Genomic DNA, 23,777 nt, shown 5'->3' with positions numbered 1-23,777 from the left:
CAGAAGCCCCTTTTGACAATACAAAGGGCTGTTGTTGACAGTGCAAAGCTGACCGAAAGGTTAAGTTTATAGGCTTATGGCCTGACGGAAAACTAAAAACTGACCAAGGAATCAAAAAACCGCGACTTTTCGACGCAGCAGTTCGATGAACAACCCCAACTCCCGGCTGATGTGCTCGCCCTTGCGCAACAACAACCCGAATGGCGCCATCTGCACATCCAGTTCCACCGGCAATGCCACCACCAGGCCCATTTTAAGATAGTCGCGCAATGCGGTTTCCGACAGGACCATGATCGCGTCGGTCAGCTGAATCAGTTGCTGCATGGAGTACACCGAACTGCATTCGATGATGTCCGCCGGTAGCGGCAAGGCTAACCGCTGCAAGGCCTGATCCAGGCCGATGCGCGCCGGACTGGTTTCCGGTTGCAGGATCCACGGCCAACCGCTGACCAGCTCGGCCATTTCCAGTTTTTTGCGCCGGGCCAGCGGGTGGCCGGCGTGCACCACCACCAGCAAGCGTTCGTTACCCAATTGCTCGAAGACGTAATGCTCACTGTCCGTGGCGGCATTGCGCCGGGCGATGGCGAGGTCGATGCGGCCCTGTTCCAGCAACTGGATCACCTGGTCGCTCGTGTCGCCCATGATGCGGATCCGCAGTTGCGGATTGAGCGCCTTGATCTCGGCAATCGAATCCATGACCAGGCCCGGCGCCGCGCCCATGATGGTACCGATCGACAGATAGCCGTAGCCGCCCTGCTGCCGCGCCATCAGGTCCTCGGCACAACGGTCCAGACCACTGATGGCCGACTCGGCAAAGCGAATCAGTTCCTGGCCCAGCGCTGTCGGGCGCATCCCCCGCGGCAGGCGCTCGAACAGATCGCAGCCGAACATGTCTTCAATCTCATGGAGCATGCGAGTTGCCGCCGGTTGCGACATGTTCAGGCTTTGCGAAGCGCGGTGCAGGTTCTGGCTGGAGCTGAGCGTCACCAGCATGTGCAGATGCTTGTAACGCAGGCGATTGAGCAGGCTGCGGGAGATGATCGGCGTGGTCATGGCGGGCCTTTTTATCGATACCCTCAAGGTATCAGTTGTGAGCTAGATTCGATTTGTAACGCATCGATCAGCGGCCGTACAGTCTTCCCCATAAGAACAAATGCCCTACCAAAGGAAAACTGCGATGAAGACTCTACCCGCGCCTCTGCTCGCCAAAATTTCCTGGCGGCTACTCCCGTTTCTCCTGCTGATGTACATCATGGCCTTCCTCGACCGCGCCAACGTCGGGTTCGCCAAACAAGCCTTCCAAGCCGATACCAACATCAGCGATGCCGCCTTCGCCTTCGGCGCCGGGGTGTTCTTCGTGGGCTACGCGTTGCTTGAAGTGCCGAGCAACCTGATCCTGCACCGCGTCGGCGCCCGCCTGTGGATGTGCCGGATCATGGTCACCTGGGGCCTGGTCTCCGCCGCCATGGTCTTCGCCCACACAGAAACCAGCTTCTACATCCTGCGCTTCCTGCTGGGTGTGGCCGAAGCCGGGTTCTTCCCCGGCGTGATCCTCTACCTCACCTACTGGTTCCCCAGCGCCGTGCGCGGCAAGGCCATGGGTTTCTTCTATTTCGGTGCGCCGCTGGCGTTCATCTTCGGCAGCCCGTTGTCCGGCCTGCTGCTGGAACTGGACGGCTTCGCCGGCTTCCACGGCTGGCAGTGGCTGTTTGCCGTTGAAGGCCTGATGGCGACGGCGGTGGGCATCTGGGCCTACTGGTACCTGGACAACCGGCCGGCCGACGCCAAGTGGCTGACCGTCGAGGAACGCCAGCAAGTACAAAGCCTGCTCGATCAGGAAGACAGCCATAAACAGAACCACGGCCGCAGCCTGCTCAACGTCATTTGCCAACCCTCGGTGCTGTACCTGTGCCTGATCTACCTGTTGATCCAGGCCAGTGTCTACGGCGTGGTGTTTTACCTGCCAAGCCAGGTCGGCGGACTGCTGGGGACCAAGGTCGGGCTGATGGTCGGCCTGGTCACGGCGATTCCATGGATTTGCGCCTTGATCGCCGCCTACCTGATCCCCGGCTACAGCGACCGCACCGGTGAACGCCGCCGCACCGCGTGCCTGACCTTGCTGATGGCCGCCGCCGGGATCGCCTGCTCGGTGACCTTCAGCAACCCGCTGCTGGGGATCATCGCCCTGTGTTTTGCCGCCTCCGGCTTCATCGCCGTGCAACCGGTGTTCTGGACCTTCCCCTCCAGCTACCTCGCCGGCAGTGCCGCCGCGGCCGGGATCGCCCTGATCAACTCGTTCGGCGCCCTCGGCGGCTTCATCGCCCCCATCCTGAAGAACTGGGCCGAGGGCGCTTTCCATTCACCGGCAGCAGGCTTGTACGTGCTGGCCGTTACCACCGTCATCGCCGCGTTGCTGGTCCTGGGCGTACGGGCGCCCGGCCATGAAGCCTCGAACAAACCGGCCACCGTTTAACTTGACTGCCGTTTAACAAAAGGAATCACACCATGGGCATTCCAACCATCAAACACGTCCGCGCTTTCACCCTGCGTGGCGGCGGCGCGGATTATCACGACCAGGCCGACGGCCACTGGATCGACGATCACATTGCCACGCCGATGAGCAAATACCCCGAGTACCGCCAGAGCCGCCGCACCTTCGGCATCAACGTGCTCGGCACCCTGGTGGTGGAGATCGAGGCCAGCGATGGCACCGTCGGTTTTGCCGTGACCACGGGCGGCGAGCCGGCCGCCTACATTGTCGAGAAGCACTTGGCGCGCTTCCTCGAAGGCGCCCGGATCACCGACATCGAAAAAATCTGGGACCAGATGTACCAGTCGACCCTGTATTACGGGCGCAAGGGCATCGTCATCAACACGATCTCCGGCGTCGACCTGGCGCTGTGGGACTTGCTCGGCAAGATCCGCCAGGAGCCCGTGCACCAGTTGCTCGGCGGTGCGGTGCGCGACGAATTGCAGTTCTACGCCACCGGCGCCCGCCCGGACCTGGCGCAGAAAATGGGCTTCATCGGCGGCAAGATGCCGCTGCACCACGGCCCGGCCGAAGGCGAAGAAGGCCTGCGCAAGAACCTCGAAGAACTGGCGACCATGCGCGAGCGTGTCGGTCCGGACTTCTGGCTGATGCTCGATTGCTGGATGAGCCTGGACCTCAACTACGCCACCAGACTGGCGGTTGGCGCCCACGAATACGGCCTGAAATGGATCGAAGAAGCCCTGCCGCCTGACGATTACTGGGGCTACGCCGCCCTGCGCAACAACGTACCCAAGGGCATGCTGGTCACCACCGGTGAACACGAAGCCACGCGCTGGGGCTTCCGCATGCTGCTGGAGATGGGCTGCTGCGACATCATCCAGCCGGATGTCGGCTGGTGCGGCGGGATCACTGAACTGGTGAAGATCTCGGCCCTGGCCGATGCCCACAACGCGCTGGTCATCCCCCACGGTTCTTCGGTGTACAGCTACCACTTCGTCGCCACCCGGCATAACAGCCCGTTCGCCGAGTTCCTGATGATGGCGCCGAAGGCTGACGAAGTGGTGCCGATGTTCCACCCGCAATTGCTTGGCGAACCGGTGCCGGTCAATGGCCGCATGCGCCTGTCCGCGCTCGACCAGCCGGGTTTCGGCGTGACCCTCAACCCGGAATGCCAACTGCATCGGCCGTATAACCGCTGAGAAAGGAGTTCGTGATGAACATGCCGCACAACGCGTTCAAGGCCGCACTGAACAACAGCGAAACCCGGTACGGCATCTGGGCCGGGTTCGCCACCGGCTACGCCGCCGAGATCGTCGCCACCACCGGTTACGACTGGATGCTGATCGATGGCGAGCACGCGCCCAACACCGTGCCCGGCGTACTCGCCCAGTTGCAGGCCGTGGCGCCCTACTCGACCGCGCCAGTGGTGCGCGCGGTGAACGGCGATGCCAACCTGATCAAGCAACTGCTGGATATCGGCGCGCAGACGCTGATGATCCCGATGGTCGAAACCGCTGAGCAGGCACAGGCACTGGTGCGCGCCATGCGCTACCCGCCCCACGGCATCCGCGGGGTCGGCGGCGGCCTGACCCGGGCCACGCGCTGGGACGGCGTGCCGGATTACCTGAATACCGCCCACGAACAACTGTGCCTGATCGTGCAGGTGGAATCGCGCACTGGCGTGGAAAACGTCGCCGCAATTGCCGCCGTCGAGGGCGTGGATGCGGTGTTTATCGGGCCGGCGGATTTGTCGATCGGCCTGGGTCACGCCGGCAACCCCGGTCACCCGGAGGTCCAGGAACGGATTCAACACGCCGTGAACGCCACACTGGCGGCCGGCAAGGCCTGCGGGATTCTCGCCCCCAACGAAGAAGACGCCCGCCGCTACCAGCGCTGGGGCTGCCAGTTCATTGCGGTGGCCATCGACATCAGCCTGCTGCGCCAAGGCGCCATGGCCACCCTCGCCCGCTATCGCGAACCTGCCACCACTCAAGCGCCGTCACGCACCTACTGATCTGCCAAGGAGTCGCACCATGTCATCCGTGCCTGTATACGAAAACTTCATCGACGGCCAGTTCGTGGCCAGCGCTGCCCACCTCGATGTGATCAACCCGGCCACCGGCGCCGTGCTGTCGAAAGTCCCGGCCTCGACCGCCGAGGACGTCGACCGCGCCCTCGCTGCCGCCCGTGGCGCGCAGAAAGACTGGGCGCGCAAACCGGCGAATGACCGCGCCGGCTACTTGCGCCGGATCGCCGCGAAACTGCGGGAAAACGTCTCGCACCTGGCGCGCACCATCACCCTGGAGCAAGGCAAGATCAGCGGGCTGGCGGAAGTCGAAGTCAACTTCACCGCCGACTACCTCGACTACATGGCCGAATGGGCCCGGCGTATCGAAGGTGAAATCATCACCAGCGACCGCCAGAACGAAAACATCTTCCTGTTGCGCAAACCACTGGGCGTGGTGGCCGGGATCCTGCCATGGAATTTCCCCTTCTTCCTGATCGCCCGCAAGATGGCCCCGGCCCTGCTGACCGGTAACACCATCGTCATCAAGCCCAGCGAAGAAACCCCGAACAACTGCTTCGAATTTGCCCGGCTGGTGGCCGAAACCGACCTGCCGCCCGGCGTGTTCAACGTGGTCTGCGGTGACGGCCGAGTCGGCGCGGCACTGAGCGCACACAAGGGCGTGGACATGATCAGCTTCACCGGCAGCGTCGACACCGGCTCACGAATCATGGCCGCCGCCGCACCGAACATCACCAAGCTCAACCTGGAACTGGGCGGCAAGGCGCCGGCCATTGTGCTGGCGGATGCAGACCTCGACCTGGCGGTCAGGGCGATCCGCGATTCGCGGATCATCAACAGCGGCCAGGTGTGCAATTGCGCCGAGCGGGTCTATGTCGAGCGCAAGGTGGCGGATCAGTTCATCGAACGTATCGCGGCGGCCATGAGCGCAACCCGTTATGGCGATCCGATTGCCCAGCCCGACGTGGAGATGGGCCCGCTGATCAACCGCCAGGGGCTGGACAGCGTCAACCGCAAAGTCCGCACCGCGTTGAGCCAGGGCGCAAGCCTGATCAGCGGCGGGCAGATGGCCGATCTGCCGAATGGCTTCCACTTCCAGCCCACTGTTTTAGCCGGTTGTCGCGCGGACATGGAGATCATGCGTGAAGAGATTTTCGGGCCAGTGCTGCCGATCCAGATAATCGACGATTTGGACGAAGCCATCGCCCTGGCCAACGATTGCGACTATGGCCTGACTTCGTCGATCTACACCCGTGACCTGAGCAAAACCCTGCAGGCGATGCGCGAGCTGGATTTTGGCGAAACCTACGTCAATCGCGAGAACTTCGAAGCCATGCAAGGTTTCCATGCCGGTGTGCGCAAGTCCGGCATCGGCGGCGCGGATGGCAAGCACGGGCTGTACGAATACACCCATACCCACGCGGTGTATTTGCAAGGCTAAGTGAGGTATTCAGGCGGATTGCCAAATCGCAGAAACAAAAAACCCCGGTCTTTCGACCAGGGTTTTTGCTATCGACTCGAAGTAACCAGTGGTTTCTTCGTAGCTCCAAGGCGTTCAGTGGGCCTCGGGGCAGATATGGCGCAGCGGACGGGACTCGAACCCGCGACCCCCGGCGTGACAGGCCGGTATTCTAACCGACTGAACTACCGCTGCGTATCGCTTTGAGCAGATGCTCAAGTAACTCGTCTGATTGAAAACTCAGTAGCTTTTCAATCTCGAACCAGATGAATCTGACTCGGAAAATATGGCGCAGCGGACGGGACTCGAACCCGCGACCCCCGGCGTGACAGGCCGGTATTCTAACCGACTGAACTACCGCTGCGCGTCGGTGGAGGCATTTCAGCCTACCTCTTGCTTTCGCAAGTATCTCGGGAGTGGTGGGTGATGACGGGATCGAACCGCCGACATTCTGCTTGTAAGGCAGACGCTCTCCCAGCTGAGCTAATCACCCGTTTGCATCTCCGAGGCCGCGAAATTTACGCAGGTAGCGAACCTAAGTCAATAGCAGGATTGAAGTTTTTTTCAAAAACAGCTTTTAGCGGCAAGCTTCGAGCTGCAAGTAAAAGCAAGCATGCATATAGCAGGCACACCACCGTCACGCTTTACCTTGCAGCTTGACGCTTGAAGCTGCCTTTCACTGCTCATAGATCATCTTCTTGGTCATGCCGCCATCGACCACGAATTCCTGACCGGTGACAAAACCGGCATTCCTCGACAGCAGCCAGGCCACCATCGCCGCCACATCCTCGACCGTCCCCACCCTGCCCGCCGGATGCTGGGCATGATCGGCCTCGGTCAATGGCTCGGCACGCCGCACCGAAGGGTCGCGTGCATCGATCCAGCCAGGGCTGACGGCATTGACCCGGATCTCCGGGCCAAGGCTGATGGCCAATGCGTGAGTCAGGGCCAACAAGCCGCCCTTGCTCGCCGCATAGGCCTCGGTGTCGGGTTCCGACTGGGCGGCGCGGGTCGAGGCCAGATTGACGATGGCGCCGCTGTGAGCGCGCAGGTACGGCGCACAGTGCTTGGCCAGCAGCATCGGCCCACTGAGGTTCACCGCCAACACCCGATTCCAGTGAGCCAGGTCGAGGCTTTCCAGGGTGATGTTGTGCGGATCGGCCACCGCCGCATTGCAGACCAGCGCATCCAGGCGCCCGAACTGGCCGAGCACCTCGGCCACGCCCAGCGCGACTTGCCCCTCGTTGGCGACATCCATGGCGATGAACCAGGCGTTGTCGCCCAGCACTTTCGCCACTTTCGAACCGCGCTCGCGGTCCAGATCCGTCAGCACGACTTGCCAGCCTTCGCTGATCAGCCAGGCTGAAATCCCCAGGCCTATGCCTCGCGCGGCGCCGGTCACCAGCGCTACGCGGCCATTGGAGCCGGTGGTCGGCGTAGACAACTCGATCACAACGCAGCCAGGCCGCGCGCCAGGTCGGCTTGCAGGTCCGCCACGTCTTCCAGGCCGACCGCAATGCGGATCAGGCTGTCACGAATGCCCGCCGCTTCACGCTCCTGCGGCGCCAGGCGACCATGGGACGTGGTGCTCGGATGCGTGATGGTGGTTTTGCTGTCGCCCAGGTTGGCGGTGATCGAAATCAGGCGCGTGGCGTCGATAAAGCGCCAGGCACCCTCTTTGCCACCCTTCACCTCAAAACTGACGACCGCACCGAAACCCTTCTGCTGGCGCAGCGCCAGCTCGTGCTGCGGATGGCTCTTGAGGCCGGCGTAATGGACTTTCTCGATGCCTGCCTGCTGTTCCAGCCACTCGGCCAGTTGCTGGGCGTTGGCGCAATGGGCCTTCATCCGCAGGTTCAGGGTCTCCAGGCCCTTGAGGAAGATCCAGGCGTTGAACGGGCTCAGGGTCGGCCCGGCGGTACGCAGGAAGCCAACCACTTCTTTCATCTGCTCGCTGCGACCGGCGACCACGCCACCCATGCAACGGCCCTGGCCATCGATGAATTTGGTGGCCGAGTGCACGACGATGTCCGCGCCCATTTTCAGCGGTTGCTGCAAGGCCGGGGTGCAGAAGCAGTTGTCGACCACCAGCATCGCGCCTTTGGCGTGGGCGATTTTCGCCAGTTCGGCAATGTCGACCAACTCGGCCAGCGGGTTGGACGGCGACTCGACGAACAGCAACCTGGTGTTGGTCTTGATCGCCGCGTCCCAGCCGGACAGATCCGCCAGGGCCACGTAATCGACTTCGATGCCGAAACGCTTGAAGTACTTTTCGAACAGACTGATGGTCGAGCCGAACACACTGCGCGACACCAATACGTGATCGCCAGCGCTGCACAGGCTCATCACCACGGCCATGATCGCAGCCATGCCGGTGGCGGTGGCCACGGCTTGCTCGGCGCCTTCCAGGGCGGCGATGCGCTCTTCGAAGGCGCGTACGGTCGGGTTGGTGTAGCGCGAGTAAACGTTGCCCGGTACTTCCCCGGCAAAACGCGCGGCTGCGTCGGCAGCGGTGCGGAATACATAGCTGGAAGTGAAGAACATCGGATCACCGTGTTCGCCTTCCGGCGTACGGTGCTGACCGGCACGTACGGCCAGGGTATCGAACGCTACGCCTTCGAGGTCGCTGTCCAGCCGACCGGCATCCCAATCCTGACTCATGCTGTCACTCCTTTCCCTATTCTCGTAATTTAAAAGCCGGATACAAAACCGGCCCCTCAGGGCCGGTAGAAACTCAGTTGTTGTACAGGTCGATGATCGCGCTGACTGCCTGCGTCTTGACCTTGGAGGCATCGTTGCGTGCCTGTTCGATCTTGTTCAGGTAAGCCTCGTCGACGTCGCCAGTGACGTACTGGCCATCGAACACCGCGCAATCGAACTTGTCGATCTTGATCTTGCCGCCACCGACCGCTTCGATCAAGTCAGGCAGATCCTGATAGATCAGCCAGTCGGCGCCGATCAGGTCAGCCACGTCCTGGGTCGAACGGTTGTGCGCGATCAGCTCGTGAGCGCTCGGCATGTCGATGCCGTAGACGTTCGGGTAGCGAACCGCTGGCGCCGCGGAGCAGAAGTAGACGTTCTTGGCGCCGGCTTCGCGGGCCATCTGGATGATCTGCTTGCAAGTGGTACCGCGCACGATGGAGTCATCCACCAGCATCACGTTCTTGCCGCGGAATTCCAGTTCGATGGCGTTGAGTTTCTGGCGTACGGATTTTTTCCGCGCGGCCTGGCCCGGCATGATGAAGGTCCGGCCGATGTAGCGGTTCTTCACGAAGCCTTCGCGGAACTTCACGCCCAGGTGGTTCGCCAGCTCCAGCGCGGCGGTGCGGCTGGTGTCCGGAATCGGGATGACCACGTCGATGTCGTGATCAGGACGCTCGCGCAGGATCTTCTCGGCCAGTTTCTCACCCATGCGCAGGCGGGCCTTGTAGACCGACACGCCGTCGATGATCGAATCCGGACGCGCCAGGTAGACGTGTTCGAAGATGCACGGGGTCAGGGACGGGTTGGTCGCGCACTGACGGGTGTACAGCTTGCCCTCTTCAGTGATGTAGACCGCTTCGCCTGGCGCCAGGTCGCGAATCAGGGTGAAGCCCAGCACGTCCAGGGAAACGCTTTCCGAGGCGATCATGTACTCGACGCCTTCGTCGGTGTGACGCTGGCCGAAAACGATCGGGCGGATACCGTGCGGGTCGCGAAAGCCCACGATGCCGTAGCCGGTGATCATGGCTACGACGGCATAACCACCGACGCAACGGTTGTGCACGTCGGTGACGGCGGCGAACACGTCTTCTTCGGTCGGCTGCAACTTGCCGCGCTGGGCCAGTTCGTGCGCGAACACGTTGAGCAGCACTTCCGAATCGGAGCTGGTGTTGACGTGGCGCAGGTCAGATTCGTAAATCTCCTTGGCCAGTTGTTCAACGTTGGTCAGGTTACCGTTGTGCGCCAGGGTGATGCCGTAAGGCGAGTTGACGTAAAACGGTTGAGCTTCAGCCGACGTCGAGCTGCCCGCGGTCGGATAACGCACATGGCCAATGCCCATGTGGCCGACCAGGCGCTGCATGTGACGCTGCTGGAACACGTCACGCACCAGGCCGTTATCCTTGCGCAGGAACAACCGGCCATCATGGCTGGTCACGATACCGGCAGCGTCCTGGCCGCGGTGCTGGAGCACGGTTAGCGCGTCATACAGCGCCTGATTGACGTTCGACTTACCGACGATACCGACGATGCCACACATGCGACGCAACCCCTACTTAATGGATCTGAACTGAACAACACTTACTGAGGCGTTTTGGCCGTCGGCAAGAGTTGCTCCTTGAACGGAATATCAGCGGGTACGCTGATTCCGCTGGCAAGCCACTGACTGCTCCACCCGAGGATCAGGTTTTTGGACCAGTCGGCGACCAATAGAAATTTTGGCACGAGCTGTGACTCTTTCCACCACCCGTCCTGCTGTACCGGCCCCAGGCTCAACAGCCCGACGGCAATGACCACCAGCAACCCGCCCCGCGCGGCGCCGAAGGCCATGCCGAGGAATCGGTCGGTCCCGGAGAGCCCGGTGACGCGAACCAGTTCGCCGATAAGATAATTGATCATTGCGCCTACGATTAAAGTGGCGACAAACATGATGGCACAGCCCGTGATTATACGAGCCGATGGCGTTTGAATGTACCCGCCGAGGTACTCGGACAGTGAACCACCGAACATCCAGGCAACGACTCCTGCGATGATCCAGGTCAGCAGCGACAGTGCTTCTTTGACGAAGCCGCGACTCAGACTGATCAATGCGGAGATGGCGACGATTGCTACGATCGCCCAGTCAACCCAGGTAAATGGCACAGTGCAGCCTACAGACGGATAAGGCGGCGCATTTTAGCAGAGCCCATGCTTATCGGTAAGCTGCGATTGTCAGTGCATTGCATATCGGGGCGATAGTTTTAGCCACGTTCCGGCTGAAAGCGCACGACAAACCCCTTCAGGTTCTGCTGGCGGTTCAGCAAATCCCGAAGCCGGTCGGCTTCTGCACGCTCGATCAGCGGCCCGACAAACACCCGGTTTTTGCCGTCGGCGGTCCGGATGTAGGCGTTGTAACCCTGGCTGCGCAGGGTTTTCTGCAGCTTTTCCGCGCTTTCACGGTTCGCCAGGCTGGCCAGTTGCACCGACCAACTGACCGACAAGCCATTGGCATCGACACGGCTTTGCGTGGTGTCCGGCTTGCCGGGTGCCGCTGTGATGGGCTGGGCAGGCGCGGTCGCAGGCTTGGCGGCCAGCGCCGGAACGGGTGCAGGCGCAGGCGCAGGCGGCGGCGTAACCGGTTTGGCAGCCGGTGCCGGTGCCGGAGCCATCGGCACAGCCGGCACCGCCGATTCCTGCTGGGCGATTTCGTCATCGCTCGGCACGGGCTCCTGGGGCAAGGCTTGCGGCTCAGGCACCGCCACAGGCTCGACCTGCACTTGGGGCAGCGCAGGCGCCTGCGGGGCCGCCGGCGCTTCGACCGTCACCTGGCGCTGTTCGTCCTGGCGGGAAAACAGCATCGGCAGAAAAATCACCGCCAGCGCGACCAACACCAGGGCGCCAACCATGCGCTGTTTGTATGCCTTATCCAGCAATGCCATTTGCCGCTTCCTCCGTGGAGCGCCGGGCCAGCCATTCAAGGGCCTCGGCGACACAATAAAATGATCCGAACAACAGGATTTCGTCGTCGCTCGTGGCCTGCGCGCACTGCCCTTCCAGGGCGGCCGCTACACTGTCGTATGACGTGACCGAGGCACCAAGACCCTGCAATGCATCGTGCAGATCCGCAACCGGACGCGCCCGAGGCGAATCCAGCGGTGCAACAGCCCAGTGCTGGACACTAGCATTCAATTCGCCGACAACACCACCCAGATCCTTGTCCGCCAGCAGCCCGAACACCGCCAGACGCTTGCCGACCGGTGGACGGCTGGCCAGACGACGGGCCAGATACTCCGCCGCATGCGGGTTATGCCCCACATCCAGCAATAAATTCAAACGCTTGCCCTGCCACTCGAACGTGCGGCGATCCAGACGACCGACCACCTTCGTAGCCTGCAGCGCTTCGATAATCTGCGCATCCACCCAAGGCAAGCCAAGAAGCAGGTAAGCCTGCAACGCCAGCGCGGCGTTTTCCATCGGCAGATCGAGCAGCGGCAGGTCGCGCAGCTCAACCGCACGCCCTTGCGCATCGACACCGCGCCATTGCCAGTTGTGATCGGTCACGCCGAGATCAAAATCGCGCCCACGCAGGAAAAACGGGCAGTTGAGCTCGCGCGCCTTGTCCAGCAGGGGTTTTGGAGGATTCAGATCGCCGCAGAGCGCAGGCGCGCCCTGGCGGAAAATACCGGCCTTCTCGAAGGCCACGGACTCTCGGGTATCCCCCAGGTAATCGGCATGATCGACGCCAATACTGGTGACCAGTGCCATGTCGGCATCCACCACGTTGACCGTGTCCAGACGACCGCCCAGACCGACTTCCAGCACCACCGCATCGAGCCCGGAGTGCTGGAACAGCCAGAACGCCGCCAGGGTGCCCATTTCGAAGTAGGTGAGCGAAGTGTCGCCACGCCCGGCCTCTACCGCAGCAAAGGCCTTGCACAGCTCGGCGTCAGTGGCTTCGACGCCGTTGACCGTTACCCGCTCGTTGTAGCGCAGCAGGTGCGGGGAGTTGTAAACCCCCACTCTCAAGCCCTGGGCCCGCAGCAAGGACGCCACGAACGCACAGGTGGAACCCTTGCCGTTGGTGCCGGTGACCGTAATCACCCGAGGCGCCGGCTTGCCCAGTCCCATGCGGGACGCTACCTGCTGCGACCGCTCCAGCCCCATGTCGATGGCCGAAGGGTGCAACTGTTCGAGGTAGGCGAGCCATTCGCCAAGGGTACGTTGGGTCATAGGCTGGCAGGTACCGGTGGAACCACGATTGGCTCGATGGGTGCAGCCACGAACTTCGGCGTCGGCAGGCCCATCATTTGCGCCAGCAGGTTGCCCAGGCGCGGACGCAGCTCCTGACGATCGATGATCATGTCGATGGCACCGTGCTCCAGCAGGAACTCGCTGCGCTGGAAGCCTTCCGGCAGTTTTTCACGCACGGTCTGCTCGATCACTCGAGGACCGGCAAAACCGATCAGCGCCTTCGGCTCGCCGACAATCACGTCGCCCAGCATCGCCAGGCTGGCGGAAACGCCGCCGTAGACCGGATCGGTCAGCACGGAGATGAACGGGATGCCTTCTTCACGCAGGCGCGCCAGCACCGCAGAGGTCTTGGCCATCTGCATCAGGGAAATCAGCGCTTCCTGCATCCGCGCACCGCCGGAAGCCGAGAAACAGACCATCGGGCAACGTTTTTCCAGGGCGTAGTTGGCGGCGCGAACGAAACGCTCGCCGACGATGGCGCCCATCGAACCGCCCATGAAGGAAAACTCGAACGCAGAAACCACGATCGGCATGCCCAGCAACGTGCCGCTCATCGAAACCAGCGCGTCTTTTTCGCCGGTCTGCTTTTGTGCAGCGGTCAGGCGGTCCTTGTACTTCTTGCCGTCGCGGAATTTCAGACGGTCAACCGGCTCCAGGTCTGCACCCAGCTCGGTACGGCCTTCAACGTCGAGGAAGATGTCGATACGGGCGCGGGCGCCGATACGCATGTGATGGTTGCACTTGGGGCAAACGTCCAGGGTCTTTTCCAACTCCGGACGATACAGCACAGCCTCGCAAGACGGGCATTTGTGCCAAAGACCTTCAGGCACCGAGCTCTTCTTGACCTCGGAACGCATGATCGAAGGGATCAGTTTGTCTACTAACCAGTTGCTCATGCTTTCTTTCTCCAGTACCGGCGGCCCGAACGCTCTGGTTCGCAGCCCCGTGTATGCCCTAGCGCTAAATTCATGTGTGCGGCGATGATCAGTGAATGGCCGGATCAGCGAAACGTGACCTGCGTACCACCCCATGACCCTCAGCCGTTTTGTACAGTGCAGTGGACGGCGGCAGTCTGCCAGCCGTCACATCAACAGGTGCTACCGCGTACCGCCTTGATAAATGCCTGGACCTTTGCGTGATCCTTGATGCCCTTGCTCGCCTCTACCCCGCCACTGACATCCACGGCATAGGGGCGGACGCGGGTTATCGCTTCGGCGACGTTATCCGGTGTCAGGCCGCCGGCCAGAATGATCGGCTTGCTCAAGCCTTGCGGTATCAGTGACCAGTCAAACGCCTCACCGGTTCCTCCGGGAACGCCTTCGACATAGGTGTCGAGCAGGATACCGCTGGCACTGGCATACGCATCACAGGCCGCGGCGATGTCATCCCCGGCCTTGACCCGCAGCGCCTTGATGTACGGACGGTGCCAGCCTTCACAATCCGCCGCGCTTTCATCGCCGTGAAATTGCAGCAGGTCCAGGGGCACCGCGTCGAGGAGTTCGCCCAGTTCGCAACGGCTCGCATTGACGAACAGGCCCACAGTGGTCACGAACGGCGGCAGCGCCTGGATGATCGAGCGCGCCTGCTGGAACGTCACTGCACGGGGGCTTTTGGCATAGAACACGAATCCGATGGCATCCGCCCCGGCCTCGACGGCTGCCAACGCATCCTCTATGCGGGTAATCCCACAGATCTTGCTGCGAACGGCTGACATGTCGATACAACTCCAAGACAAATCCGGGAAAGTCCCGGATGGTAACAAAAGCGTTCGAGGGCGTCAGCCGCCAAGTTCGGAGAAGCCGGTCAGGAAGTGTGGACCGATGTAACGTTCTGGCAATTCGAACTCGTCACGGTACTCGACCTGCACCAGATACAACCCGAATGGATGCGCCGTCACGCCACCGGTCCGGCGAATCCGGCTCTCCAGCACCTCTTTCATCCACTCCACCGGACGCTCACCGGCGCCAATGGTCATCAGCACGCCGGCGATGTTGCGCACCATGTGGTGCAGGAAGGCGCTGGCGCGAATGTCCAGCACGATCATCTTGCCGTGACGGGTGACGCGCAGGTGATGCAGTTCCTTGATCGGCGACTTGGCCTGGCACTGGCCGGCACGAAAAGCGCTGAAATCATGGGTACCGAGCAGGTATTGAGCGGCCTCGGCCATGCGCTCGACGTCCAGCGGGCGGTGGTTCCAGGTCACTTCTTCGTTCAGGTGCGCGGGGCGGATCTGATCGTTGTAGATCACGTAGCGATACCGCCGGGCAATGGCCTTGAACCGCGCATGGAAGTGCGCCGGCATGACCTTGGCCCAACTGACACTGACGTCGTGGGGCAAGTTGATGTTGGCGCCCATGGTCCAGGCCTTCATCGAACGCTCGACCTGGGTATCGAAATGCACCACCTGTCCGCAGGCATGCACCCCGGCGTCGGTACGCCCGGCGCACATCAGCGAGACGGGCGAGTCGGCGACTTTGGACAAGGCGTTTTCGAGGGTTTCCTGCACGGTGAGCACCCCGGACGCCTGGCGCTGCCAGCCACGGTAGCGCGAGCCTTTGTATTCAACGCCCAGCGCGATCCGGAAAAAGCCGTCGGCTGCCATTTCGGCGGCCGGGTTATCTATATTTGCCAAGGAGGGACAGCCTGATGATGTACCAAAGGCGGGCATTATAAGGCCACCGGGCGGGGATACCAGAGAGATCTCCTTTGACTGTTCCGGCCCCTTCGCGGGCAAGCCCGCTCCCACAGGTACAGTGTGACCCTGTGGGAGCGGCGGTGCGGCGATCCGACTTGCCCGCGAAGAGGCCGCAGCAGACGACATCAATTCATCGCCCAAACAAAAACGGCAGCCTCACCGGGCTGCCGTTCCGTTTACAACTTGACGATCACTCAAGCCAGACGCGAAAGCATCTCCCTGGCTTCGCTCTTCTGCTCGTCACTGCCTTCGCTCACGACCTCATTGAGGATGTCGCGGGCACCGTCGCTGTCTCCCATGTCGATATAGGCCTGGGCCAGATCGAGCTTGGTAGCGGCTTCATCGGTACCCGAGAGGAAGTCGAACTCGTCATCGCCATCCAGTGCGGCATCGGCTTCGGTAAAGGTCGGCTCACCGATGCTGTTGGACAGGCTTTCCAGCTCGGCGTTGACATCATCCAGCTCGGCGGCGAACGTATCCGGCGTGCTCATTTCGTCGGCCAGAGACAGGTCGAAGTCGGCAGGCAGATCCAGATCATCCAGCGCAACGTCAGGAACAGCCGGGGTTTCGGCGACTGGAAAATCCTTCACGCCCTCATCCAGATCCAGCAGGAAATCATCTTCCGCCAACATCGCCGGCGACGGTTGCGCACCGAGATCCAGGTCAAGGTCGAAGTCCGACAGGTCGTCGAGGTTTTCCTTGATTTCGGTCTGTTGCTGCAACACCGACTCAAAACTCAGATCGTCATCCAGCGGGAATTCGTCCAGATCCGCCAAAGCCTCCACTTCAGGCTCCGGTACAGGTGCAGGTGCAGGTGCAGGTGCAGGCGCCACTGGCTGGATCGTGTCCAGATCATCCAGACTCAGGTCGAAGGCGCTGTCGAGGTCATCCTCGAGCGGCATCGGTTCCGGCGCAGGTGCTGGCGGCTCATCGAGCAACAGGTCCTTGACGTACTGCGCGTCCAGCTCGGCCGCAACGGCGGCTGCGGCGATGCCACCGGCAGCCACCAGCGCCATGGCCGGGAAGCGGCTTTTGAGCTTTTCCACCTGGGCGAAGTTGTCGCCATTGGCCACCAGCTTGCGCTCCTGGCCGACGAACGCATCGCGATCGCCTTGCTGGCCGTAGACTTCCATCAGCTTCAAGCGCAAATCGCTGCGCTGCGGCTCTCGCTTGACGCCGTCCTCCAGCAACGCGGCAGCCTGGTTCAGGCGACCGGCATCGATGTGCGACTGAGCCTGGCCCAGCACGTCATCGGAACGCTCGGCAGCCGGCGACACCAAGGGCGCGGCGATCGGCGTGGTCATCACGACCGGGGCAATGACCGGCGCAGGTGCAGGAGCTGGCGTCGGTGCAGTGGCCAGCTTCACGCTTGGCGACGGAACTTCCAGGCCTTCGAAGCTGCTTTCCGGCAGGTCGAGATCGGCCGAGAACGGCTGTTCTTCGGCCAGCGCACGCGCCATGCGCTGATGCTTCTCGGCTGCTTGCTGGGCTTTGCGGCGGCGCGCCAGCAACAGCAGCAAGAGCAGCAGAACGACAGCACCGCCACCCACCAGGCCCAGCAGCACCGGATTGCTCAGCAACTCATTGAATTTCTGATCGTCGGATGCGGCCGGCGTCGCCTCGACAGGTTGCCCGACCGGAGTCGGAGCTGCCTCGGGCGCCGCGGCCACAGGTGCAGTGTCTGCCGGAGCAGGTGCAGCCGGATTGGGCGCCAGCTCGGCCGACATTGCCGGAGCCGTTGCGGTGCCTGCTGCGCCAGTCGCACCCTCGGCCTGCAACTTGGCCAGTTGATTGTTCTTCAGCTCGATCAGGCGCTGCAGCTTGTCCACCTGGCTTTGCAGGTCGGCCATGCGGCTTTTCAGTTCGGCGTTATCACGACGACTGGAGTCGAGGCTTTCCTGAGTCACCGCCAGCTTGTTGCTGAGGGCGACGGCATCACCAGCAGGCCCTTTGCCACGATTCTTGCCGGACTCGGCAGACACCAGGCTCAGTTTGTCGCTGGCCGCTTGAGCCAGAGCAACATCGGAGCGAGCGCGATTGGTGGCGTCCAGTTGCTGCTGCCCTGCCCCGGGCTTGGCGACATAACGTCGCCCCTGACGCCAGGCCTTGTTCTGCGCAGCCACTTCGGCGATGGCCTTGGGTTGCGGCAGATTCGTGCTCTGCGCCTGATCCGGCATACGCAACACCTGGCCGGTTTTCAGGCGGTTGATGTTGCCGTCAATGAAGGCGTCCGGGTTCAGCGCCTGAATGGCCAGCATGGTTTGCTGGATCGAACCGCCATTACGCGCCTTCGCGGCGATTTCCCACAGGGTATCGCGCGGCGTGGTGGTGTATTGCGATGGCTTGGTCGCACCGGTGACCGGTGCAGCCACGGTTGAAGTCGGTGCAGGCTGCGCAGCCGCCTCGGCGGTTTGCGACGAGAATTTCGATGGATCGAGCAGCACACTGTAGTCGCGCAGCAAACGGCCGTTCGGCCACATGACCTGGACCAGGAATTTCACCATCGGCTCGGAGAGCGGCTTGCTGGAAGTCACGCGCAGGATGCTTTTGCCGTTGGCGTTAAGCACCGGGGTGAAGGTCAAGTCATTCAGAAACGCCTGGCGGTCGACACCGGCCTTGGCGAAATCTTCCGGCGAAGCCAGGCTCGGCACCAATTCGGCAGCGGTGAGGTCCTTGACATCGAGCAGCTCGATTTCCGCCACCAGCGGCTGGTTGAGCGTCGATTTCAGGGTCAGTTCCCCGAGCCCGAGGGCATGCGCCATACCGGAGGACAGCGCCGAGGCGGCCGCTATTGCTAACACCAGTTTGCGAACTTGAACCATTAGCTCATCCTTAGTTTGAACATTCCTCGGCCAGCGAGAAGATATTGATAGCCGCCGCCGTAAGGCATTGCGTGCAACGACGAAGGTTGTCGCGCGCGATCATTTGATTGATGCCCCGCAAAGCCCCGCAGAGTGGCTCGCCTTCAGCGCTCCGGCAAGCATAGGCTCGCGCGGAATCATTCGACAAATTGTTGCAAAGTATCTTTTACAGCAGGTCTTTAATCAACAACTCAGCCAGCTGCACAGCGTTGAGCGCGGCGCCTTTGCGTACGTTATCTGACGTCAGCCACAAATTAAGTTCCGACAGGTCGTCGATACCCTGGCGAACCCGCCCCACGTAGACCACATCCTGGCCTACCGCGTCACCTACCGGGGTCGGGTAATCGCCCGCCTCGACCAGCTCGATGCCGGGCGCGTCTTCCAACGCAGCATTGACTTTGGCCAAATCAATGTCGCTTGCGCACTGCAGGGTCACGCTATAGCTATCGCCAAAAAACACCGGGGCTTGAATGCAAGTGACGGAAATCTTCAATGCAGGCAGCGCCATGACCTGACGCAGCTCACGCACCAGGCGTTTTTCCAGCAGCGTATGACCTTGTTCGTCCGGCTTGCCAACCTGGGCCAACAGGTTGAAGGCCATCTGCCGATCAAAGAATTTCGGCTCCAGCGGCCGCACATTCAGCAGTTCAGCGGTTTGCCGGGCGAGCTCGCTCACGGCTTCACGGCCTTGGGCCGATACCGCCAGGCTGGCGGTCAGGCTGACGCGCTGCAAATCGAGCACATCCATCAGCGGCGCTAGCACCACCGCCAGCGTGGTAGCCGACGGACTTGGAGCGCTGACCAGAAACGGCTTTTTCAAGCCCGCCAACACCTGAGCGTTGGCCTCAGGCACGACCTGCGGCGCCTTATCCGCCGGCAGCGCACCGGACAGATCGATCACCGAGCAACCGGCATCGGTCGCACGGGAAGCAAAACTCAAGGAAACAGCCGGGCCGGCGGCAAAAAATGCCAACTGCACCTTGCTGAAGTCGAACTCATCGACTTCCCGGACCCGCACGTTCTTGCCGCGAAAGGGTACGGAACTGCCGGCCGACTCGCTGCTGGCCAACAGATGAAGGGTGCCGATCGGGAAATCGCGCTCTTCGAGAATCTGCACGAGTGTTTCGCCGACAGTACCGGTGGCGCCGATCACGGCAATATCAATGGACTGGTTCATGGCTTGGCCTCTGGCGAAACGGGGGGAGCGGCACTTTACCGGGTGACTGGCATGCAGGCAATTCTGCCGGGCCTTGTGGTGCCTGTGATGGCCCCTTCGCGAGCAAGCCCGCTCCCACAAGGATCGCGCTGAACCCTGTGGGAGCGGGCTTGCCCGCGAAGAGGCCGGTACGGGCAACACATAAACGTCAGACAGTCAGGGATAAAAAAACCCGCGCCTCTTTCAAGGCGCGGGTTCTTTCATTGCATCAGTCGATCAACGCTCGAGCAGGATCCGCAGCATGCGACGCAGCGGTTCGGCCGCGCCCCACAGCAACTGGTCGCCGACGGTGAACGCGCCGACGAACTGCGAGCCCATGTTCAGCTTGCGCAGACGGCCAACCGGGATGTTCAGGGTGCCGGTGACCTTGTTCGGGCTTAGCTCCTGAATGCTGGTCTCGCGGCTGTTCGGCACCAGCTTGACCCAAGGGTTGTGCTGGCTGATCAACCCTTCGATATCGGCGATCGGCACGTCTTTGTTCAGCTTGATGGTCAACGCCTGGCTGTGGCAGCGCATGGCGCCGATGCGCACGCAGATGCCATCCACCGGGATCGGGCTCTTGAAGCGACCGAGGATCTTGTTGGTCTCGGCCTGGGCCTTCCACTCTTCACGGCTTTGACCGTTCGGCAGTTCCTTGTCGATCCACGGGATCAGGCTGCCGGCCAGCGGTACGCCGAAGTTTTCGGTCGGGTACGCGTCGCTGCGCATGGCTTCGGCCACACGACGGTCGATGTCGAGGATCGCGCTGGCCGGATCGGCCAGTTGATCGGCGACAGCAGAGTGGGTCGCGCCCATCTGCTTGATCAGTTCACGCATGTTCTGCGCGCCGGCACCGGAGGCCGCCTGATAGGTCATGGCGCTCATCCACTCCACCAGGCCCGCTTCGAACAGGCCACCGAGGCCCATCAGCATCAGGCTGACGGTGCAGTTGCCGCCGATGTAGTTCTTGGTGCCGGCATCGAGCTGCTGGTCGATGACCTTGCGGTTCACCGGGTCCAGCACGATCACCGCGTCATCCTGCATGCGCAGGCTGGAAGCGGCGTCGATCCAGTAACCCTGCCAGCCGGCTTCGCGCAGCTTGGGGAAGACTTCGCTGGTGTAGTCGCCACCCTGGCAGGTCAGAATCACGTCGAGGGTTTTCAGCTCTTCAATGCTGTAAGCGTCCTTGAGCGGAGCAATGTCCTTGCCCACGGACGGGCCTTGGCCACCGACATTGGAAGTGGTGAAAAACACCGGCTCGATAAGATCGAAATCCTGCTCTTCCAGCATCCGCTGCATGAGCACGGAACCGACCATACCGCGCCAACCGATCAGACCTACACGTTTCATCGCAACTACACCTTCTTGAAATGTGGGCCGCTGCCTTGTCTTGAATTTGGCAGCGGGCCCGAGAGATTACAGATTCCGCAGCGCGGCGACTACTGCGTCACCCATTTCCTGCGTACCGACTTTAGTGCAACCGGCCGACCAGATGTCGCCCGTGCGCAAGCCCTGATCGAGCACCAGGCTCACGGCTTTCTCGATGGCATCGGCGGCAGCCTGCTGATTGAAGCTGTAACGCAGCATCATCGACACCGACAAAATGGTCGCCAGCGGGTTGGCAATGCCCTTGCCCGCGATGTCCGGCGCCGAACCGTGGCACGGCTCGTACATGCCCTTGTTGTTGGTGTCCAGGGACGCCGACGGCAGCATGCCGATGGAACCCGTGAGCATCGACGCCTGGTCGGACAGGATGTCGCCGAACATGTTGTCGGTGACGATCACGTCGAACTGCTTCGGGGCACGCACCAGCTGCATGGCGGCGTTGTCGACGTACATGTGGCTCAGTTCGACTTCAGGATAATCCTTGGCCACTTGCTCGACCACTTCACGCCACAACTGGCTGGACGCCAGTACGTTGGCCTTGTCCACCGAGCACAGCTTTTTGCCGCGGACCATGGCCATGTCGAAGCCGACACGGGCGATACGGCGGATTTCGCTTTCGCTGTACGGCAGGGTGTCGTAGGACTGACGCTCACCGTTTTCCAGGGTTCGGGTGCCACGCGGTGCGCCGAAGTAGATGCCGCCGGTCAGTTCGCGAACGATCAGGATGTCCAGCCCGGAAACGATTTCCGGCTTCAGGCTGGAAGCCTCGGCCAGTTGCGGGTACAGGATCGCCGGACGCAGGTTGCCGAACAGGCCCAGTTGCGCGCGGATTTTCAACAGGCCGCGCTCAGGGCGGATGTCACGCTCGATGGTGTCCCATTTCGGGCCGCCAACGGCGCCCAGCAACACGGCATCGGCCGCGCGGGCACGTTCCAGGGTTTCATCGGCCAAAGGCACGCCGTGCTTGTCGATAGCCGCGCCACCGATCACGTCGTGGCTCAGCTCGAAGCCCAGAGAGAACTTGTCACTGGCCAGCTCCAGGACCTTGACCGCTTCGGCCATGATTTCCGGGCCAATACCGTCACCTGGGAGAATCAGAATCTGCTTGCTCATGCTTTCCTCATGTCATCAGTCGGTGCGCCCTGGGGCGCTCCCGGAAAAATTCTATCGCTCGGCCATCAATACCAGCACATCGGTACTGAACGAACCATCGGCCTCAATCTCAAAATATTCGCGTACTTCATGACCCATCGACTGCTGCAACTGGCGGATCGCCGCGCGCATCACTTCAGGGGTGCGCATGCGCTCGACCCAGCTGTTGTACTCCAGTCGCAAGCGCTGACGGGTGGTACTGCGGGTGTACAACCCCGCCTCGCTGACCTGGCGCAGCCACTCACCGGCGGAATAATCGCGCACATGGCTGGTGTCGCGCAGCACTTCGACGCTTTGCAGGTAAGTGTCGAACAACGGACTGCCCGGTGACAACACGTCGACAAATGCCGCCACGCCACCCGGTTTCAACACCCGCCGCACTTCGCGCAGGGCCACGCCCAGATCGCTCCAATGGTGCGCCGAATAGCGGCTGAAGACGAAATCGAATTCGCCATCGGCGAACGGCAGGCGCTCGGCGGCACCGTTGACCGTGGTCACGTTACTCAAACCACGCTCGGCAGCGGCAGCCGTCACCACATCGAGCATCTGTTGCGACAGGTCGTAGGCCACCACTTCCTTGACCAGCGGCGCTACGTGGAAACTCACGTGACCGGCGCCGCAACCCAGGTCCAGGACCCGGGCATCGCCCTGCCCCGCCAGTTCAGCCTGTAGCAGCGCGAATTCGGTGCCTTGAGCGTGTACGGCGCTGCTCAGGTAGGCGGCTGCCTGTTCACCGAATTGCTTTTGGACTACCTGGCTGTGCTGGGCGGTGCTGGTCATGGGGACTTCCTTTTAGGTGTGAGCCTTGCGTTGTCTGGTCTGCCGTCTTCGCGAGCAAGCCCGCTCCCACATTGGAACGCATTTCAAAATGTGGGAGCGGGCTTGCTCGCGAAGAGGCCGGCCCTGCCTACATCAATTTCTGATCAATCACGCATCGCGAAACAACCACGGCTGGCTCGCACGGTGCTTGGCTTCAAACGTTGCAATCGCATCGCCGTCCTGCAAGGTCAGGCCGATATCGTCCAGGCCGTTGAGCAGGCAGTGTTTGCGGAACGCATCGATTTCAAAGCTCAACACCTTGCCGTCAGGGCGGGTCACGGTCTGGGCTTGCAGATCGACCTGCAACTGATAACCCGGATTGGCTTCGACCTGCTGGAACAGTTCGTCGACTTCAGCATCGCTCAGGATGATCGGCAGCAAGCCGTTCTTGAAGCTGTTGTTGAAGAAGATGTCGGCATAGCTCGGCGCGATGATGCTGCGGAAACCGTACTCTTCCAGCGCCCACGGCGCGTGTTCACGGCTGGAGCCGCAACCGAAGTTCTCACGGGCCAGCAACACGCTGGCGCCCTGGTAACGCTCGGCATTGAGGACGAAGTCCTTGTTCAGCGGACGCTTGGAGTTGTCCTGGTACGGCTGCCCCACATCCAGGTAACGCCATTCATCGAACAGGTTCGGGCCAAAACCGGTGCGCTTGATCGACTTCAAGAACTGCTTCGGGATGATCTGGTCGGTGTCGACGTTGGCACGATCCAAAGGCGCGACAAGTCCAGTGTGCTGGGTAAAAGCTTTCATGCTGCGCTCC

At 61.8% G+C, this 23,777-nt stretch carries 20 protein-coding genes and 3 tRNA genes; 4 read left to right on the top strand and 19 right to left on the bottom strand.

Features of this window, described 5'->3' with window-relative positions; translation table 11 throughout:
• Nucleotides 1–111 precede the first annotated feature (111 nt).
• Complete coding sequence (locus ACEN83_RS09880; RefSeq protein WP_116582029.1) at nt 112–1,053, bottom strand: LysR family transcriptional regulator; 942 nt, start codon at nt 1,051–1,053, stop codon at nt 112–114.
• A 124-nt stretch (nt 1,054–1,177) separates the two neighbouring features.
• Here ACEN83_RS09880 and ACEN83_RS09875 point away from each other — a divergent pair, with 124 nt between their 5' ends.
• The 4 genes from ACEN83_RS09875 to aldA are packed head-to-tail and all read left to right on the top strand — an operon-like array spanning nt 1,178 to nt 5,958.
• A complete protein-coding gene (locus tag ACEN83_RS09875) occupies nt 1,178–2,473 on the top strand; it encodes an MFS transporter (RefSeq protein ID WP_407800113.1) in 1,296 nt (431 codons plus the stop codon).
• Between the two features lie 32 nt (nt 2,474–2,505).
• Nucleotides 2,506–3,690: an L-rhamnonate dehydratase gene (gene rhmD / locus ACEN83_RS09870; RefSeq protein WP_258685300.1), complete on the top strand. Its 1,185-nt coding sequence runs from the start codon at nt 2,506–2,508 to the stop codon at nt 3,688–3,690.
• Nucleotides 3,691–3,704: 14 nt separating this feature from the next.
• Nucleotides 3,705–4,505, top strand: a complete 801-nt coding sequence (locus ACEN83_RS09865; RefSeq protein ID WP_258685298.1) for an HpcH/HpaI aldolase/citrate lyase family protein — start codon at nt 3,705–3,707, stop codon at nt 4,503–4,505.
• A gap of 19 nt (nt 4,506–4,524) precedes the next feature.
• Nucleotides 4,525–5,958 carry an aldehyde dehydrogenase gene (gene aldA, locus ACEN83_RS09860; RefSeq protein ID WP_495580131.1) on the top strand — a complete coding sequence of 478 codons (1,434 nt, stop codon included), beginning with the start codon at nt 4,525–4,527 and terminating at the stop codon, nt 5,956–5,958.
• A 136-nt stretch (nt 5,959–6,094) separates the two neighbouring features.
• Here aldA and ACEN83_RS09855 read toward each other — a convergent pair.
• The 18 genes from ACEN83_RS09855 to leuD form a co-directional block, all read right to left on the bottom strand.
• A tRNA-Asp gene (locus tag ACEN83_RS09855) sits at nt 6,095–6,171 on the bottom strand.
• 92 nt (nt 6,172–6,263) lie between these two features.
• Nucleotides 6,264–6,340: transfer RNA gene (locus ACEN83_RS09850), tRNA-Asp, on the bottom strand.
• Between the two features lie 53 nt (nt 6,341–6,393).
• A tRNA-Val gene (locus ACEN83_RS09845) sits at nt 6,394–6,469 on the bottom strand.
• A 183-nt stretch (nt 6,470–6,652) separates the two neighbouring features.
• A complete protein-coding gene (locus tag ACEN83_RS09840; RefSeq protein WP_116582033.1) occupies nt 6,653–7,429 on the bottom strand; it encodes an SDR family oxidoreductase in 777 nt (258 codons plus the stop codon).
• Complete coding sequence (locus tag ACEN83_RS09835) at nt 7,426–8,637, bottom strand: O-succinylhomoserine sulfhydrylase (protein WP_495580130.1); 1,212 nt, start codon at nt 8,635–8,637, stop codon at nt 7,426–7,428. Before ACEN83_RS09835 ends, ACEN83_RS09840 begins: the two co-directional genes overlap by 4 nt.
• 73 nt (nt 8,638–8,710) lie before the next feature.
• Nucleotides 8,711–10,216, bottom strand: coding sequence for an amidophosphoribosyltransferase (purF, locus tag ACEN83_RS09830; RefSeq protein WP_007975670.1), 1,506 nt, complete (start codon nt 10,214–10,216; stop codon nt 8,711–8,713).
• A gap of 41 nt (nt 10,217–10,257) precedes the next feature.
• Nucleotides 10,258–10,818: a CvpA family protein gene (locus tag ACEN83_RS09825; RefSeq protein ID WP_056722189.1), complete on the bottom strand. Its 561-nt coding sequence runs from the start codon at nt 10,816–10,818 to the stop codon at nt 10,258–10,260.
• 98 nt (nt 10,819–10,916) lie between these two features.
• On the bottom strand, nt 10,917–11,594 hold the full coding sequence (locus ACEN83_RS09820) for an SPOR domain-containing protein (protein ID WP_495580129.1): 678 nt from the start codon (nt 11,592–11,594) through the stop codon (nt 10,917–10,919).
• Nucleotides 11,578–12,885: a bifunctional tetrahydrofolate synthase/dihydrofolate synthase gene (folC, locus tag ACEN83_RS09815; RefSeq protein WP_495580128.1), complete on the bottom strand. Its 1,308-nt coding sequence runs from the start codon at nt 12,883–12,885 to the stop codon at nt 11,578–11,580. The genes ACEN83_RS09820 and folC overlap by 17 nt, the downstream gene beginning before the upstream one ends.
• Entirely contained in the window at nt 12,882–13,802 is a 921-nt protein-coding gene (gene accD, locus ACEN83_RS09810; protein WP_007975665.1) for an acetyl-CoA carboxylase, carboxyltransferase subunit beta, read from the bottom strand. Before accD ends, folC begins: the two co-directional genes overlap by 4 nt.
• Before the next feature lie 191 nt (nt 13,803–13,993).
• Nucleotides 13,994–14,620, bottom strand: coding sequence for a phosphoribosylanthranilate isomerase (locus tag ACEN83_RS09805; protein WP_007975664.1), 627 nt, complete (start codon nt 14,618–14,620; stop codon nt 13,994–13,996).
• A 63-nt stretch (nt 14,621–14,683) separates the two neighbouring features.
• Complete coding sequence (truA, locus tag ACEN83_RS09800) at nt 14,684–15,508, bottom strand: tRNA pseudouridine(38-40) synthase TruA (RefSeq protein WP_032829430.1); 825 nt, start codon at nt 15,506–15,508, stop codon at nt 14,684–14,686.
• 287 nt (nt 15,509–15,795) lie between these two features.
• Complete coding sequence (locus tag ACEN83_RS09795) at nt 15,796–18,423, bottom strand: motility hub landmark protein FimV (RefSeq protein WP_495580127.1); 2,628 nt, start codon at nt 18,421–18,423, stop codon at nt 15,796–15,798.
• Between the two features lie 205 nt (nt 18,424–18,628).
• Nucleotides 18,629–19,639, bottom strand: coding sequence for an aspartate-semialdehyde dehydrogenase (locus tag ACEN83_RS09790; RefSeq protein WP_495580126.1), 1,011 nt, complete (start codon nt 19,637–19,639; stop codon nt 18,629–18,631).
• Between the two features lie 255 nt (nt 19,640–19,894).
• Nucleotides 19,895–21,007, bottom strand: a complete 1,113-nt coding sequence (gene asd, locus ACEN83_RS09785; protein ID WP_495580125.1) for an aspartate-semialdehyde dehydrogenase — start codon at nt 21,005–21,007, stop codon at nt 19,895–19,897.
• Nucleotides 21,008–21,073: 66 nt separating this feature from the next.
• Nucleotides 21,074–22,156, bottom strand: coding sequence for a 3-isopropylmalate dehydrogenase (gene leuB / locus ACEN83_RS09780; protein WP_007975659.1), 1,083 nt, complete (start codon nt 22,154–22,156; stop codon nt 21,074–21,076).
• Nucleotides 22,157–22,207: 51 nt separating this feature from the next.
• The gene (locus tag ACEN83_RS09775; RefSeq protein ID WP_495580124.1) at nt 22,208–22,975 is read right to left on the bottom strand and encodes a class I SAM-dependent methyltransferase; all 768 of its coding nucleotides are present in this window, start codon (nt 22,973–22,975) and stop codon (nt 22,208–22,210) included.
• Between the two features lie 147 nt (nt 22,976–23,122).
• On the bottom strand, nt 23,123–23,767 hold the full coding sequence (gene leuD, locus ACEN83_RS09770) for a 3-isopropylmalate dehydratase small subunit (protein WP_103395076.1): 645 nt from the start codon (nt 23,765–23,767) through the stop codon (nt 23,123–23,125).
• Nucleotides 23,768–23,777 lie beyond the last annotated feature (10 nt).

This window comes from Pseudomonas sp. Pseusp49 (assembly GCF_059491875.1).
Note: the sequence above shows the minus strand (reverse complement) of the source record. Positions and strands in the feature narration are given on the sequence as shown.